Source organism: Stenotrophomonas sp. ASS1 (assembly GCF_004346925.1).
GTDB classification, from domain to species: Bacteria; Pseudomonadota; Gammaproteobacteria; order Xanthomonadales; family Xanthomonadaceae; genus Stenotrophomonas; species Stenotrophomonas maltophilia_A.
This window is the reverse complement of the sequence record NZ_CP031167.1, coordinates 310396-325000: the sequence shown is the minus strand read 5'-3', so window position 1 is coordinate 325000 and position 14605 is coordinate 310396. Positions and strand designations below refer to the sequence as shown.

Below are 14605 nucleotides of genomic sequence, written 5' to 3'. Positions count from 1 at the left end.
CAGCGCGGCCAGACCCTGAGCGACCTGTTCGACAAGGCCGGCATTCCGGCCACCACCCTGCACCGGGTACTGGACCACCCAGGTGCACGTGAGGCGCTGACCAAGCTGCGCCCGGGTGCCGAGATCGCCTTCGACATGCCGCTGTCCGGTGACCTGCGCAGCATCCGCTTCGACCGCGATGCCGACAACCGGGTGGAACTGAGCCTGGCCGGCGATGACATCAAGGAGAAGGTGACCAAACGCGAGACCTCCACGCGCACGGTGGTCACCAGCGGCGAGATCACCAGCTCGCTGTATGCTGCGGCCAGGCGCGCCGGGCTGTCGCCGTCGGCGATCGCGACGATGACCGACGACATCTTCAAGTACGACATCGACTTCTCGAAGGACCTGCAGCCGGGCGACCGCTTCAGCGTGGTGATGGATGAAACCTGGCGCGAAGGCGAGAAGGTGGACACCAGCAAGATCCTGGCGGCGACCTTCACCACCGGTGGCAAGACCTATTCCGGCTTCCGTTTCGACCGCAACGGCAAGTCCGAGTACTACGACATCAACGGCCGTTCGCTGAAGAAGAGCTTCATCCGCATGCCGATCCCGTTCGCACGGCTGAGCTCGACCTTTGGCGCGCGCAAGCACCCGGTGCTGGGCAAGATGCGCATGCACAAGGGCGTGGACTACGCCGCGCGCACCGGCACCCCGATCATGGCCGCCGGCGACGCCCGCGTGCAGTTCGCCGGGGTGCAGCGTGGCTACGGCAACGTGGTGATCCTCGACCACGGCCGCGGCCACACCACCCTGTACGGCCACATGTCGCGCTTTGCGAACATCAAGACCGGCCAGCGCGTGGCCCAGGGCACGGTGATCGGCTATGTCGGCTCGACCGGCCTGGCGACCGGCCCGCACCTGCACTACGAATTCCGCGTCAACGGCGAGCACCGCAACCCGCTGACCGTGACCATGCCGCCGCCGGAGCCGCTGAAGGGCGCCGAGCTGGTCGCCTTCCGCGCGCAGACCGCACCGGCGATGGCGCGCATCCAGGGCATGGAGAAGCTGATCTACGCCGACGCCAGCCCGGCACCGACCAGCCGCGACGAGGCCGCCCCCGAGGTGGCCAGCGCCAAGGACAAGCAGGCAACCGGCCGCAAGCGCGGCTGAGCCCCTGCGTTGACGAAGAAGGACGCGGCAGCCCAAGCTTGCCGCGTCCTTTTTTTATGCCTGCCATGAACACGACTGCCGACGCTGACGCCCCCCTGTACCTTGGCCTGATGTCGGGCACCAGCGCCGATGGCATCGATGCCGCGCTGGTGCAGTTCCCCGCCATTGGTGGCTGCCGCTTCGTGCATGGGCTGACCGCCCGCTGGGAGCCGGTGCTGCGGGCGCGGCTGGTGGCACTGGGCGAAGGGGGCCCGCTGGACTCGCTGGAGGAGCTGGGCGAACTGGACGCGCGGATCGCGATCAGCTTCGCTGAAGCCGCCAATCAACTGCTGGCCGAGGCCGGTGTGGATCGCAGCCAGGTGCGCGCGATCGGCTCGCACGGCCAGACCGTGCGCCATCGTCCGCTGGCCAATCCGGCGTTCACCGTGCAGCTGGGCGACGGCAACCGCATTGCCGAACTGACCGGGATCACCACGGTGTCCGACTTCCGCCGCCGCGACGTGGCGGCCGGGGGCCACGGTGCGCCGCTGATGCCGGCCTTCCACCTCGGCATGCTGGGCACGGCTGATGAAGACCGCGCCGTGCTCAACCTGGGCGGGATCGCCAACCTGACCCTGATCCCGCGCGAAGGCGCGGTGCGTGGCTTCGATACCGGCCCGGCCAACGCGCTGATGGATGCCTGGTGCCAGCGCCACACCGGCCGCACCTTTGATGCCGACGGCGCGTATGCCGCCAGTGGCGCGGTGGACGAACGCCTGTTGGCCGGCTGGCGTTCGGAGCCGTGGTTCGCGCTGCCGCCGCCGAAGAGCACAGGCCGTGAGCAGTTCCACCTGGCCTGGGCCGAGGCCCACATGGGCGAAGGCCAGTACGCTGCCGCCGATGTGCAGGCCACCCTGCTGGAGCTGACTGTGGCGACGGTGGCCGATGCGCTGCTGGCGCAGCAGCCGCAGACCCGGCGCCTGCTGGTGTGCGGCGGCGGGGTGCGCAACCGGCAGCTGATGAAGCGGCTGGCTGCACGGCTGCCGGGGGTGCAGGTGGAGTCCAGCGCGGTGCATGGGCTGGACCCGGAGTACGTGGAAGCGATGGGCTTCGCCTGGCTGGCGCAGCGGACGATGGACGGGCTGGCCGGCAACCTGCCGAGCGTGACCGGGGCGACGGGGCCGCGGATCCTGGGGGCGATACATCTCGCGTGAGGTGGTCATCCACGCATGGCGTGGATCTACCGGGAACGGCGGTCGAGCGTGGCTCGACGCTACATGGGCACTAATCGAAGCCCTGCCCTGCGGGCAGGGCCTGCAGGGCGGCGATGGCGTCGGAGAGCGCGTCCACTTCGGGATCGCCGAAGCCGGAGCGGACCTCCAGTTCACTGCTGAACAGGCCCTGCTCCAGCAAAGCGGCGCAGGTCTGTTCGTGGGTCCAGCCGCGGGCAACCGCGACACGTCGGATACGTTCCAGCAGCAGCGGGTCCAGGTCCCGCAGCACAACGTCGGCCATGCTCACTTCCCCGTTCGCAAGGCACCGCCCCCTCGGCGCGTCGGGGGCGATGATCCCGCAGACCGGGCGGGCAGGCAATCAGGCGGCGCTTGCGGCCTGGCGACGGCGCTGCTGCACGATCAACAGAGCGCAGAGGATCACCACCGGGATCGCCACCAGCGCGGTACCGACGAAGAACAGCGCGTAGCCTTCCAGCAGCGTCCGGCCCTGCGCGAGCGTCTGTACCGACCACCCCGAGAGCCCCTTGAGCGCCTTGCCGGGCATCGCGTAGAACGAACTCAGCAGCGCGTACTGGGTTGCGGTGTATCCGATGCTGGTCAGGCTCGACATATAGGCGATCAGCGCCGTACCGGCGAAACCGCTGGCGAAGTTGTCGATTGCCATGGCCACCGCGAAATGGGTGGTGTCCGGGCCCGAATAGGCCAGCCAGGCAAACGCCAGGTTGGAGGCCGGACCCAGCACGGCGCCCACCATCAGCGCCGCCAGCACTCCCCAGCGAACCGAGACCAGGCCCGCCGCAGCAATGCCGACGAAGGTCGCGACCAGGCCCACCGAGCCACGTACAGCGCCAACGGTGTCCTCGTCCAGGCCGAGATCGACGTAGAACGGGTTGGCCATCGGCCCCATGACGAAGTCGGCCATGCGATAGACGCTGATGGCCACCAGGATCAGGATCGCACCACTACGATGCTCGCGGACGAAGGCGATGAACGGCCCCGCCACGGCGTCGAACAGGCCCCGCGGCGTCCACAGCGAGGTCGCCTGAGCCTGCACGGCAGCCACTTCCCGCGCGGGCTCACGGGCCATGATCACGGCCACCACGCCAAGCGCCATGAGGACGGCCATGATCTCGTACGAGACCTGCCAGCCGACACGGGCCGCGATGATCAGGATCAGCGCATCGGTGACCAGCAATGCGGTGCGATAGCCCAGCGCCGAGGATGAGGTCAGCAGGCCCAGCTGCTCGCTGTTGTCAGCACTTTCAATGCGCCAGGCATCGATGACGATGTCCTGGGTGGCCGAAGCAAACGCCACGATCACGGCCATCACGCCGAACACGACGATGTGCTGCCAGGCGATACCCAGGAACTGGATCTGGCCCCCCTTGGGCTGGACCAGCGCCATGCCGACCAGGCCCACCACCACGACCAGCTGCGACAGCAGCATCCAGCCACGGCGGCGGCCAAAGCGACCGAACAGAGGCACGTCGGTCTTATCGACGATCGGCGCCCACAGGAACTTCATGGTGTAGGCCAGCCCGACCCATGACAGGAAACCGATCGTGCTCAGCTCGATGCCTTCCTTGCGCATCCAGAAGCCGAGCGTGTTGCCCACCAGATAGATCGGCAGGCCGGAACTGAAGCCGAGCAGCAGCATCGCCAGCACCTTGCGCTGGCTCAGGTTGGACACCACCTGCTGCCACGGCCGACGCGGCTTGGCAGCCTCGGTCACAGGTCGTAGTCCACGATGAACGGCGCGTGGTCGGAGAAGCGCTCGTCGCGGTAGATCGAGCAGCTGCGCAGGCGGTCACGCAGGCCCGGGGTGATGAACTGGTAGTCGATGCGCCAACCGACGTTGTTGGCGCGGGCAGCGCCGCGGTTGCTCCACCAGGTGTAGTCCTCGCCGGTGGGGTTGAGCAGGCGGTAGGCGTCAGCCCAGCCACGGCCGGCGGCGACATCGGTGGCCTGGCCATGGTCGGCGCACAGGGCATTGAGCCAGTCGCGCTCTTCCGGCAGGCAGCCGGAGTTCTTCTGGTTGGACTTCCAGTTCTTGATGTCCAGCGCCGAACGCACGATGTTCCAGTCGCCGCACAGCACGTAGTCGCGGCCGCTGCGCGCCCATTCCTCGAGGATCGGCCGCAGCCATTCCATCACTTCGAACTTGAAGCCCTGGCGCAGGTCGCCCGAGCTGCCCGACGGGATATAGAAGGAGACCACGCTGAGGTTGCCGTAGCGCGCCTCGATGTAGCGGCCTTCGTCGTCGAACGGGGCCCAGCCCAGCGAGGTGATGACCTGGTCCGGCTCGCGCTTGCTGTAGATCGCCACGCCGCTGTAGCCCTTCTTGGTGATGGCGTCGCGGTAGAAGCAGTGGTGGCCGTCCGGACGGAACATCGGATCGGTCAGCTGGTCTTCCTGGGCCTTGGTCTCCTGGATGCACAGGACGTCGGCGTCCTGGGACCGGAACCAGTCGAGGAAGCCCTTGGTTGCGGCGGAGCGGATGCCATTGGCGTTGAAACTGATGATGCGCATGCGGGGGACCTGCGGCGGGAAACCGGGCAAGCATACCGGTTGCCCGCGGGGCTGCGCAGTCCGCCAGGCCGGGCCGCGACACCCTTCACAGGGCCCCGGACGAGCGCGAAACGCCCAGCTGGATTAGGATTTGTGCTCCAAATGAAGATGAATCGAGTTTTGATGAGCGACCACCGCCACCGTTTCCTGCAGCTGGCCCTGACCGCCGACGCCCTGCGCTTCGGCCAGTTCACCCTCAAGTCCGGCCGGCTGAGCCCCTATTTCTTCAACGCCGGTCGTTTCGACTCCGGTTCGCTGCTGTCGCAGCTCGGCGCCTGCTACGCCGATGCCATCGATGCCACCGGGATCAAGTACGACGTGGTGTTCGGCCCGGCCTACAAGGGCATTCCGCTGGCCACCGCGATGGCCTGCGAACTGGCCCAGCGTGGCCGTGACCTGCCGCTGTCGTTCAACCGCAAGGAAGCCAAGGACCATGGCGAAGGCGGCCAGCTGATCGGCGCCGACATGAACGGCAAGCGCGTGCTGATCGTCGACGACGTGATCACCGCTGGCACCGCGATCCGTGAAGCGCTGGGCATCATCCGCGCCGCCGGTGGCACCCCGGCCGGCATCGTGGTGGCGCTGGACCGCCAGGAGATCGCTTCGGAAACCGATCGCCGTTCGGCGGCGCAGTCGGTGGCCGAGGAAGCCGGCATTCCGGTGATCGCCGTGGCGTCGCTGGCCGACCTGCTTGATTTCGCCTCCGGCAACCCGGAACTTGTGGGTTACCGGCAGCCGCTGGAAGCCTACCGGGCCCAGTACGGCGTCCGTTCGATCCGCTGACCGACCCAGGGGAAAGGTCATGTCCCGAGTTCCAGCTGTCCTCTTTGCCGGCCTGCTGCTGGCCGTGCCGTTCACCGTACCGGCGCAGTCGCGCGACAGCGGCAAGACGGAAAAGAAGCTGTACTGCTGGAACGAGGGCAAGGAGCGGATCTGCAGTGATTCGCTGCCGGCCGATGCGGTCAACCATGCCCGCGAGGAGTTCAACGCGAAGAGTGGCCTGCGCAATGCGCAGGTCCAGCGCGCGTTGACCGACGAAGAGCGCGCAGCCGCCAGCACGGAGGCGGCGCAGCAGCAGCTGGACCTGATGGCCGCGCAGACCCGCCAGCGCACCGAGCAGGCGATGCTGACCACCTATGGCAGCGAGGACGACCTGCGCCGGGTGTTCGCCGAGCGCCAGGAAGTGCTGGACAACAACCTGAAGACCGCCGAGTACAACGTCACCAGCCTGCGTGAGTCGCTGGTGGCGCTGCTGGCGGCCGCAGGTGACCGCGAACTGGCCGGTGGCAAGGTGGCCGACAAGCAGGCCGAGGCGATCCGCCAGCGGCACGTGCAACTGCAGTCGCAGCAACGGCTGCAAGCCGGGTTCCTGCAGCAGCAGCAGGCGTTGAAGGCCGAGATCGACAGCACCCTGCAGCGCTATCGCGAGCTGAAGGGGCTGGTGTCGGCGAGCCAGGCTCCGGCGGGCTGACCACGCTCCCGTCGCCGGGCATGGCCCGGCGCTACCCAGGGCCTGGTTACGGATTGGACCACGGAATTTATGCACTCTTTACGCGTCGGCCCGGTCCGGCGCGTAGTGCGTTTATGGGGGGCAGGACGACGATGACGGCCTGAGGTGGAGGGGTTCCACCAGGACGCTATTGCAATGTCCCCCTGGCTGTCGTTGTTGTGTGGCGTGCTGGTGCTGGTCGCCGCCGCCTATCTCCTTTATGTCGTGCTGCGGCCCGAGTCGTTCTGAGCGGAGCCGGCCATGACTGAGATGCTTGTGATTATTGCCGCCAGCCTGCTGCTGGCGTGGCCGCTGGGCCTGTACCTGGCCCGCGTGATGCGTGGCACGCCGATGAAGGTCGACGTGCTGTTCCACTGGATCGAGAAGCCGCTGTACAGGGTGTTCGGGGTCGATCCGTCGCGCTCGATGTCCTGGCGCGGCTACGTGCTGGCCTTCGTGCTGAGCAACGTGGTGGTCGCGGTACTGACCCAGGCGGTGTTCATGACCCAGGCCTGGCTGCCGCTGAATCCGGACCAGATCCCGAACATGCGCTGGGACACCGCGCTGCACACGATGATCTCGTTCCTGACCAACACCAACCAGCAGCACTATTCTGGCCAGGCGCAGCTGTCCTACCTCTCGCAGATGACCGGCATCACCGGCCTGCAGGTGGTGACGCCGATGATGGGCCTGGCGCTGGCAGTGGCGACGCTGCGCGCGTTGTTCGCGCGTGCGCCGCAGGCGGCGGCGACGGGTACCGGCGATGACCGCCAGGTGGCGGTGGGCAACTACTACGTGGACGTGGTGCGCCTGTGCGTGCGCTTCCTGCTGCCGCTGTGCCTGGTGTGGACGCTGGTGCTGACCAGCCAGGGCGTGCCGTCGACGATGACCGGTGGGCCGCAGGCCACGCCGATCGACGCCAGCGCCGGCATGGCCGAACAGAAGCTGCCGCTGGGCCCGGTCGCGGCGATGGTCGCAGCCAAGCAGCTGGGCGCCAACGGTGGCGGCTGGTACGGGCCGAACAGCAGCTTCCCGCTGGAGAACCCGACCCCGCTGTCGAATGCGCTGGAAATCGTCGGCATCCTGCTGGTGCCGATGGCGGTGATCTTCATGATCGGTGCGTTCACCGGCCGACGTCGCTTCGGCGCCCTGGTGTTCAGCTGCATGCTGGGCATGTCGCTGCTTTCCACCGGCGCAATGATGTGGAGCGAAGGACATAGCGCCAGCGCCGCCACGCCGCTGCTGATGGAAGGCAAGGAAGTGCGCTTCGGCGCCGATGGCACCGCGCTGTGGGCGGCGGTGACCACCCAGGTCTCCAACGGCTCGGTGAACGGCATGCACGATTCGCTGGCACCGCTGAGTGGCGGCATCGCGATGGTCAACATGCTGGTCAGCGCGATCTGGGGCGGCATCGGCTGTGGCCTGCAGCAGTTCATCGTGTACCTGCTGCTGGGTGTGTTCCTGGCCGGGTTGATGACCGGGCGTACGCCGGAACTGTTCGGCCGCAAGCTGGAGACGCCACAGGTGCGCCTGCTGGCCCTGCTGGTGCTGCTGCAGCCGATCACCCTGCTGGTGTTCACCGCGATCACCCTGGCCGTGCCCGGCCTGGCGGGCACCTCCAACCCCGGCTTCCATGGCATCAGCCAGGTCTTCTACGAGTACGTCTCGGCTTACGCCAACAACGGCTCGGGCTTCGAAGGGCTGGGCGACGCCACGCTGTGGTGGAACCTGAGCTGCTCGCTGGTACTGCTGCTGGGCCGCTTCCCGCTGCTGATCATTCCGCTGGTGGTGGCCGCACAGCTGGCTGCCAAGCGCCAGGCCCCGGAGTCTGCCGGCAGCCTGCAGATCGAAACCCCGACCTTCGCCCTGACCCTGGTCTCGGTGATCGTCATCCTGACCGTGCTGCAGTTCATGCCGGCGCTGGTACTCGGCCCGATCGCCGACCACCTGAGCCTGGGACTGCACTAAGGACACCCTGATGAGTACCCAAGCAAGTTCAACCCGTAGTACCCATGCAGCGCGCCCTGCCCTGCTGGATGGCGCCGGCCTGCGCCGTGCGCTGGTCGACGCAGTGCGCAAGCTGTCGCCGATGCATCTGGTGCGCAGCCCGGTGATGGCGGTGGTGATGGCCGGCACGATCGTGGCCGCGATCGTCACCCTGACCGGCAATGCGCCGCTGGGCTTCGGCCTGGCAGTGACCGTGATCCTGCTGGTGACCGTGCTGTTCGGCAACTTCGCCGAAGCGGTGGCCGAAGCGCGTGGCCGTGGCCAGGCCGCCTCGCTGCGGCGTGCCCGCCAGGACCTGGTGGCACGCCGGCTGGCGGCGCCGCAGCCGGGCGCCGCCGAAACCCAGGTGCCGGCCGCCGAACTGCGCCCGGGCGACCATGTGATCGTCAGCGCCGGTGAACTGGTGCCGGCCGATGGCGAGATCGTGCAAGGCCTGGCCACCATCAACGAAGCGGCGGTGACCGGCGAATCGGCCCCCGTGCTGCGCGAGGCCGGTACCGACCGTTCCGGCGTGATCGGCGGCACCAAGGTGCTGTCCGACCAGATCATCGTGCGGGTGACCGCCGAGCCGGGCCACAGCTTCCTTGACCGGATGATCGCGCTGGTGGAAGGCGCCAACCGGCAGAAGACGCCGAACGAGATCGCACTGACCCTGCTGCTGGCGGCGATGACGCTGACCTTCCTGGTGGTGGTGGCGACGCTGCCGGCCATTGGCGCGGCGGTAGGCGTGCAGGTTGACCCGCTGCTGCTGATCGCGCTGCTGGTCTGCCTGATCCCGACCACCATCGGCGGCCTGCTGCCGGCGATTGGTATTGCCGGCATGAACCGTGCGTTGGCCGCCAACGTGCTGGCCAAGTCGGGCAAGGCGGTGGAAGTCGCGGGAGACGTGGACGTGCTGCTGCTGGACAAGACCGGCACCATCACCTACGGCGACCGCCAGGCCAGCCACTTCCATCCGTTGGCCGGCATCGACGCGAGCCAGCTGCGCGAGGCGGCACTGCTGTCCTCGCTGGCCGACCCGACCCCGGAAGGCAAATCGATCGTGCGCCTGGCGCGCGAACAGGGCTGTGCCACCGCCGAACCGGACCACGCCGAGTACCTGGCGTTCAGTGCGCAGACCCGCATGTCCGGCGTGGATCTGGAACATGGGCGGCAGATCCGCAAGGGCGCCGCCGATGCGATCCGCACCCACGTGCAGGCGCTGGGCGGCAACGTGCCGGCGGAACTGGCCGGTCGCGTCGAACAGGTCGCACGCAACGGTGCCACCCCGCTGGTGGTGGCCGAGGGCCGCCACGTGCTGGGCGTGATCGAGCTGTCGGACGTGGTCAAGCACGGCATGCGCGAGAAGTTCGCGCAGCTGCGGGCGATGGGCATCCGCACGGTGATGATCACCGGCGACAACCCGCTGACCGCCGCCGCGATCGCTGCCGAAGCCGGCGTCGACGACTACATCGCCGAGGCTCGCCCGGAGGACAAGCTGGCACGCATCCGCCAGGAGCAGGCCGGCGGCCGCCTGGTGGCGATGGTCGGTGACGGGACCAACGACGCCCCCGCACTGGCCCAGGCCGACATCGGCCTGGCGATGAACTCCGGTACGCAGGCGGCGAAGGAGGCCGGCAACATGGTCGACCTCGATTCGGATCCGGCCAAGCTGCTGGCAGTGGTGGAAGTCGGCAAGCAGCAGCTGATCACCCGCGGCGCGCTGACCACCTTCTCGCTGGCCAACGACGTCTCCAAGTACTTCGCGATCCTGCCGGCGCTGTTCGCCGCGGCCGTTCCGACCATGGCCGCCTTGAACGTGATGCAGCTGTCGAGCCCGCGCAATGCGGTGCTGGCAGCGCTGGTCTTCAACGCCCTGGTGATTCCCGCCCTGATCCCGCTCGCCCTGCGTGGCGTGCGCTTCCGCCCGGCCACTGCAACCGCGCTGCTGCGCCGGAACATGCTGGTGTACGGCCTCGGCGGCGTACTGCTGCCGTTCGCGGCGATCAAGGCGATCGACCTTCTTCTTGTCCTGGTATTCGGCGCATGAACCGTTCCGCTTCCACCTCCACCTCCCTGTCCCGCGAAGCAAAAGCCGAGGCCCGCGTGGCCAGCCTGCAGGACGGCGCCAGCTGGCGCCCGGCGATCGGCCTGGGCCTGGCCACCCTGCTGCTGGCCGGTGCGGTCTACGCCGGTATCGCCACCGGTTTTGCCGGCCTGGCCTACCCGACCCAGGCCGAGGGCAGCCTGCTGCGCGATGGCAACGGCCAGGTACGCGGCTCGGCATGGTTGTCGCAGCCGTTCACCGGTGACGGCTACTTCCAGGCACGTCCGTCGGCAGCCAACTACGACCCCATGGCCGCGGCCGGTTCCAACATGGCGCGCAGCAACCCGGCCCTGGCCGAGCGTGTTGCCGCCAGCACGGCTACAGTGGCCGCGCGCGAAGGTGTCGCCCCGGCGCAGGTGCCAGCGGACCTGGTCACCCAGTCCGCCGGCGGCCTGGATCCGCAGCTGTCGCCGGCGGCGGCGCGCCTGCAGGTGGCACGCGTGGCACGTGCCCGTGGCCTGCCGGTGGAACGCGTGCAGGCACTGGTGCAGGCGCATACCGAAGGTCGCCAGTGGGGCCTGTTCGGCCAGCCGCGGGTGAACGTGGTGACGCTGAACTTCGCGCTGGACCACGCGGCCAAGGCACCGTGATACCGACCTGCACCGGCTGCGCGCACAATGGCGGCCATGACAGCGGCACCCATGACTGATGCGCGTACCCGCCAGGCCGATGCCCTGGTCGAAGGCCTGCAACGCGAAGCCGGCGGCAAGCTGACCGTGTTCCTCGGTGCGGCGCCGGGCGTGGGCAAGACCTACACCATGCTGACCCGCGCACAGGAACAGCTGCGCCGCGGTGTCGACCTGGTGGTGGGCCTGGTGGAAACCCACGGCCGCGCCGATACCCAGGCGCTGCTGGAGGGCCTGCCACAGCTGCCGCTGAAGGCAGTGGCCTATCACGGCCACATCCTGCAGGAGATGGATCTGGATGCCGTGCTCGCACGGCATCCGGCACTGGTACTGGTGGACGAACTGGCCCACCGCAATGCGCCGGGCAGCCGCCATGAGCGGCGCTGGCAGGATGTGATGGAGCTGCTGGACGCCGGCATCGACGTCTGGACCACGGTCAACATCCAGCATCTGGAAAGCCTCAATGATGTGGTGATGCGCATCACCGGCGTGCGCGTGAGCGAGACCGTGCCGGACGGCGTGCTCGACCGCCTGCACGACATCGTGCTGGTTGACCTGCCGCCGCGCGAGCTGATCGCGCGCCTGCAGCAGGGCAAGGTCTATGTGCCGGAACAGGCCGCGCAGGCGCTGCAGGCGTTCTTCTCGCCGGCCAACCTGACCGCACTGCGCGAACTTGCAATGCAGGAGGCCGCCGATCGCGTCGACAGCAGCCTGCGTGAGGCACGCGCTGCCCGTGGCGAGAGCAACCTGCCGCTGCGCCGCGGCGTGCTGGTGGCGATCGACGGCGGCGGCCAGAGTGAATACCTGGTGCGCGTGGCGCGACGCATCGCCGAACGCCGCGACGCACCATGGACCGTGGTGACCGTGCAGGGACGACGCCAGGACGAGGCGACCCAGCGCGAGATCGATGCGGCCTTCGCCCTGGCACGGCGGCTGGGCGGCGACGCCGAGCTGTTGCACGGATCGAGCATCGCCGACGCCCTGCTCGACCACGCCGCGCACAACGGCGTGTCCACCCTGGTGCTGGGGCGGACCCGCGAGCGCCCGCTGGCGCGGATGTTCAACCGAACGTTGACCCAGCAGCTGATCCAGCGCGGCGCGCATTACGAGATCACCATCATCAGCACGCCGCAGGCACGTGCGCGCTCGCGCCGCGAGGGCCTGCTGCCGCCGGTGCGCGGCATCAGCTACGAACCGGCGCAGGCACTGATCGCCACCGCGTTGGCCTGTGCGGTGGCATGGCTGGCCGAACGCTGGGTGGGCATGGCCGATCTGTCGATGGTGTTCATCGTGGCGGTGGTGCTGGTCGCTGCGCGCACGCGCGCCAGCGTGGCGGTGATGGCGGCGATCCTGTGCTTCCTCGCCTACAACTTCCTGTTCATCGCGCCGCGCTTCACCTTCGCCATCGGTGCACGCCAGGGCGTGATCACCGTGTTCCTGTTCCTGGCCGCGGCACTGGTGGCCGGGCGCCTGGCCTCGCGCCTGCGCATGCAGGTGATCGCGCTGCGCGCGGCCAACCGCCATGCGCGTGCGCGCCAGCAGCTGGGCCGCCAACTGGCCAGTGCCGCCGGCAACGGCGAGGTGGCGCAGGCGGGTCGGCATGCACTGGAACAGGCCATGGACGTGCCGGCGTGGCTGCGCATCGGCGCCGATACCGCAACCGGTGGCCGCAGCCAGCCCGGCGACACCGACCTGGCCGCCGCCGACTGGGCGCTGCGCCATGGCCAGCCCAGTGGCCGCTTCACCGACACCCTGGCCGGCGCGCAGTGGTGGTTCCTGCCGTTGCTGGATGGCGAGGACCGCGCGATCGGCGTGGCCGGCCTGTACCTGCCCGGCGCACAGGCGCGCCTGCTGCCCGAACAACGGCAGCTGGCCGAAGCAATGGTCGATGACATCGCGCAGGCCGCGCTGCGCACGCGGCTGGTGGCCGAACTGGAGCAGGCGCACGTCAGCAACGAGACCGAGCGGTTGCGCTCGGCGCTGCTCTCTTCGGTGTCGCACGACCTGCGCTCGCCACTGGCGGCGATGATCGGCTCGGCCGACAGCCTGGCCAGCTATGGTACGGCAATGGATACGGCCGATCGCCGTGCCCTGCTCGACACCATCCTGGTCGAGGGCGAACGGCTGGACCGCTACATCCAGAACCTGCTGGACATGACCCGCCTCGGCCACGAGGGATTGAAGATCAACCGCGACTGGATCGGCGTGGACGAACTGATCGGCTCGGCCGCACGGCGCCTGCAGCGCTACCAGCCGAAGGTGCGGCTGGAGCTGGACATTCCGGCCACGCTGGCGCCGATCTGGGTACACCCGGCGCTGGTCGAACAGGCGGTGTTCAACGTGATGGAAAACGCGGCCAAATTCTCACCGCCGGATGCGGCCGTGCAGGTGCAGGCGCGTGAACTGGACGGCCAGCTGCGCATCGACGTGATCGATGCCGGCCCCGGCATTCCCGACGACGAGCGTGCGCGCATCTTCGACATGTTCTACAGCGTCGAACGTGGCGACCGTGGCCGCCATGGCACCGGCCTGGGCCTGACCATCTGCCAGGGCATGATCGGCGCGCATGGCGGCAGCGTGCAGGCGCTGCCCGGACGCGACGGTCGCGGTACCCTGATCCGCATCACCCTGCCCCTGCTCAAGCCAGCCTCCCACGATGAGCCCGACCCCGATTGATGCCAGCGTGCCGGCCGCGCGCGTGCTGGTGATCGATGATGAAACCCAGATCCGCCGGTTCCTGGACATCAGCCTGCGCGCGCAGGGCTACCAGGTGCGGCAGGCCGCCACCGGCCAGGAAGGCCTGCAGCTGGCCGCCAGCGAGGACATGGATCTGGTGATCCTGGATATCGGCCTGCCGGACATGGAAGGCCACGAGGTGCTGGAACAACTGCGGCAGTGGAGCCAGGTGCCGGTGATCATGCTGACCGTGCGTGCCGGCGAGGCGGAGAAGGTGCGTGCGCTGGATACCGGCGCGAATGACTACGTGACCAAGCCGTTCGGCACGCAGGAGCTGATGGCGCGGGTGCGGGCGCTGCTGCGCACGCGCAGCGTGCCCAGTGATGGCACGCCGCCGGTATTCGACGATGGCCACCTGCATGTGGACCTGGTCCGCCGTGAAGTGGCGCTGGATGGCGAGCCGGTAGCGTTGACCCGCAAGGAGTACGCGCTGCTGTCGCTGCTGCTGCGCAACGCCGGGCGGGTGGTGACCCAGCCACAGATCCTGCAGGAGATCTGGGGCCCGACCCACCAGCACGACACCCATTACCTGCGCATCCTGGTCGGCAAGCTGCGGCACAAGCTGGGCGATTCAGCGCTGGATTCGCGCTACCTGTTCACCGAACCGGGCGTGGGCTTGCGGTTCAAGGGGTAGTGCCGGCCGCTGGCCGGCAACCTCCTGAACCCCAGAACCATCCTGTGGTTGCCGGCCAGCGGCCGGCACTACCCGATCGATCCAATCCCGATC

General features: G+C 68.5%; 13 protein-coding genes (1 of these 13 cut by a window edge). 10 read left to right on the top strand and 3 right to left on the bottom strand.

Features of this window, described 5'->3' with window-relative positions:
• Together MG068_RS01490 and MG068_RS01485 are read left to right on the top strand one after the other, a co-directional pair.
• On the top strand, window positions 1-1152 hold the 3' portion of the coding sequence (locus MG068_RS01490; protein WP_032128447.1) for a M23 family metallopeptidase. Its footprint begins 321 nt before the window's first position; only the last 1152 of its 1473 coding nucleotides appear in the window; its start codon lies beyond the left edge, outside the window; its stop codon occupies window positions 1150-1152.
• A 65-nt stretch (window positions 1153-1217) separates the two neighbouring features.
• Entirely contained in the window at window positions 1218-2345 is a 1128-nt protein-coding gene (locus MG068_RS01485) for an anhydro-N-acetylmuramic acid kinase (RefSeq protein WP_132808907.1), read from the top strand.
• 70 nt (window positions 2346-2415) lie between these two features.
• Here MG068_RS01485 and MG068_RS01480 read toward each other — a convergent pair whose 3' ends face one another.
• From MG068_RS01480 to MG068_RS01470, 3 genes are all read right to left on the bottom strand, one after another.
• Window positions 2416-2646 (bottom strand): hypothetical protein, encoded by a 231-nt coding sequence (locus MG068_RS01480; RefSeq protein ID WP_005420465.1) that lies wholly within the window; start codon window positions 2644-2646, stop codon window positions 2416-2418.
• Between the two features lie 78 nt (window positions 2647-2724).
• Window positions 2725-4098, bottom strand: a complete 1374-nt coding sequence (locus MG068_RS01475) for a muropeptide MFS transporter (RefSeq protein WP_049462159.1) — start codon at window positions 4096-4098, stop codon at window positions 2725-2727.
• On the bottom strand, window positions 4095-4895 hold the full coding sequence (locus MG068_RS01470) for an exodeoxyribonuclease III (protein ID WP_032128444.1): 801 nt from the start codon (window positions 4893-4895) through the stop codon (window positions 4095-4097). Before MG068_RS01470 ends, MG068_RS01475 begins: the two co-directional genes overlap by 4 nt.
• 162 nt (window positions 4896-5057) lie before the next feature.
• Between MG068_RS01470 and pyrE the strand changes: the two genes are divergently transcribed.
• From pyrE to MG068_RS01430, 8 genes are all read left to right on the top strand, one after another.
• A complete protein-coding gene (pyrE, locus tag MG068_RS01465) occupies window positions 5058-5717 on the top strand; it encodes an orotate phosphoribosyltransferase (protein ID WP_010486876.1) in 660 nt (219 codons plus the stop codon).
• Window positions 5718-5736: 19 nt separating this feature from the next.
• Complete coding sequence (locus tag MG068_RS01460; protein ID WP_132808905.1) at window positions 5737-6405, top strand: hypothetical protein; 669 nt, start codon at window positions 5737-5739, stop codon at window positions 6403-6405.
• Between the two features lie 174 nt (window positions 6406-6579).
• Entirely contained in the window at window positions 6580-6672 is a 93-nt protein-coding gene (locus MG068_RS01455; RefSeq protein ID WP_005407770.1) for a potassium-transporting ATPase subunit F, read from the top strand.
• Between the two features lie 12 nt (window positions 6673-6684).
• Window positions 6685-8391 carry a potassium-transporting ATPase subunit KdpA gene (gene kdpA / locus MG068_RS01450; RefSeq protein ID WP_132808903.1) on the top strand — a complete coding sequence of 569 codons (1707 nt, stop codon included), beginning with the start codon at window positions 6685-6687 and terminating at the stop codon, window positions 8389-8391.
• Window positions 8392-8401: 10 nt separating this feature from the next.
• Window positions 8402-10459 carry a potassium-transporting ATPase subunit KdpB gene (gene kdpB / locus MG068_RS01445; protein WP_132808901.1) on the top strand — a complete coding sequence of 686 codons (2058 nt, stop codon included), beginning with the start codon at window positions 8402-8404 and terminating at the stop codon, window positions 10457-10459.
• Window positions 10456-11106: a potassium-transporting ATPase subunit KdpC gene (gene kdpC, locus MG068_RS01440; protein ID WP_121505155.1), complete on the top strand. Its 651-nt coding sequence runs from the start codon at window positions 10456-10458 to the stop codon at window positions 11104-11106. The genes kdpB and kdpC overlap by 4 nt, the downstream gene beginning before the upstream one ends.
• 51 nt (window positions 11107-11157) lie before the next feature.
• Window positions 11158-13818: a sensor histidine kinase gene (locus tag MG068_RS01435; RefSeq protein WP_132808899.1), complete on the top strand. Its 2661-nt coding sequence runs from the start codon at window positions 11158-11160 to the stop codon at window positions 13816-13818.
• Window positions 13799-14512: a response regulator transcription factor gene (locus tag MG068_RS01430; RefSeq protein ID WP_004153862.1), complete on the top strand. Its 714-nt coding sequence runs from the start codon at window positions 13799-13801 to the stop codon at window positions 14510-14512. Before MG068_RS01435 ends, MG068_RS01430 begins: the two co-directional genes overlap by 20 nt.
• Window positions 14513-14605 lie beyond the last annotated feature (93 nt).

Bases quoted from the DNA above. Each gene is read 5' to 3' on its own strand.
- MG068_RS01485 (WP_132808907.1), top strand. From the start codon at position 1,218: ATGAACACGACTGCCGACGCTGACGCCCCCCTGTACCTTGGCCTGATG.
- MG068_RS01480 (WP_005420465.1), bottom strand. From the start codon at position 2,646: ATGGCCGACGTTGTGCTGCGGGACCTGGACCCGCTGCTGCTGGAACGT.
- MG068_RS01470 (WP_032128444.1), bottom strand. From the start codon at position 4,895: ATGCGCATCATCAGTTTCAACGCCAATGGCATCCGCTCCGCCGCAACC.
- pyrE (WP_010486876.1), top strand. From the start codon at position 5,058: ATGAGCGACCACCGCCACCGTTTCCTGCAGCTGGCCCTGACCGCCGAC.
- MG068_RS01460 (WP_132808905.1), top strand. From the start codon at position 5,737: ATGTCCCGAGTTCCAGCTGTCCTCTTTGCCGGCCTGCTGCTGGCCGTG.
- MG068_RS01455 (WP_005407770.1), top strand. From the start codon at position 6,580: ATGTCCCCCTGGCTGTCGTTGTTGTGTGGCGTGCTGGTGCTGGTCGCC.
- kdpA (WP_132808903.1), top strand. From the start codon at position 6,685: ATGACTGAGATGCTTGTGATTATTGCCGCCAGCCTGCTGCTGGCGTGG.
- kdpB (WP_132808901.1), top strand. From the start codon at position 8,402: ATGAGTACCCAAGCAAGTTCAACCCGTAGTACCCATGCAGCGCGCCCT.
- kdpC (WP_121505155.1), top strand. From the start codon at position 10,456: ATGAACCGTTCCGCTTCCACCTCCACCTCCCTGTCCCGCGAAGCAAAA.
- MG068_RS01435 (WP_132808899.1), top strand. From the start codon at position 11,158: ATGACTGATGCGCGTACCCGCCAGGCCGATGCCCTGGTCGAAGGCCTG.
- MG068_RS01430 (WP_004153862.1), top strand. From the start codon at position 13,799: ATGAGCCCGACCCCGATTGATGCCAGCGTGCCGGCCGCGCGCGTGCTG.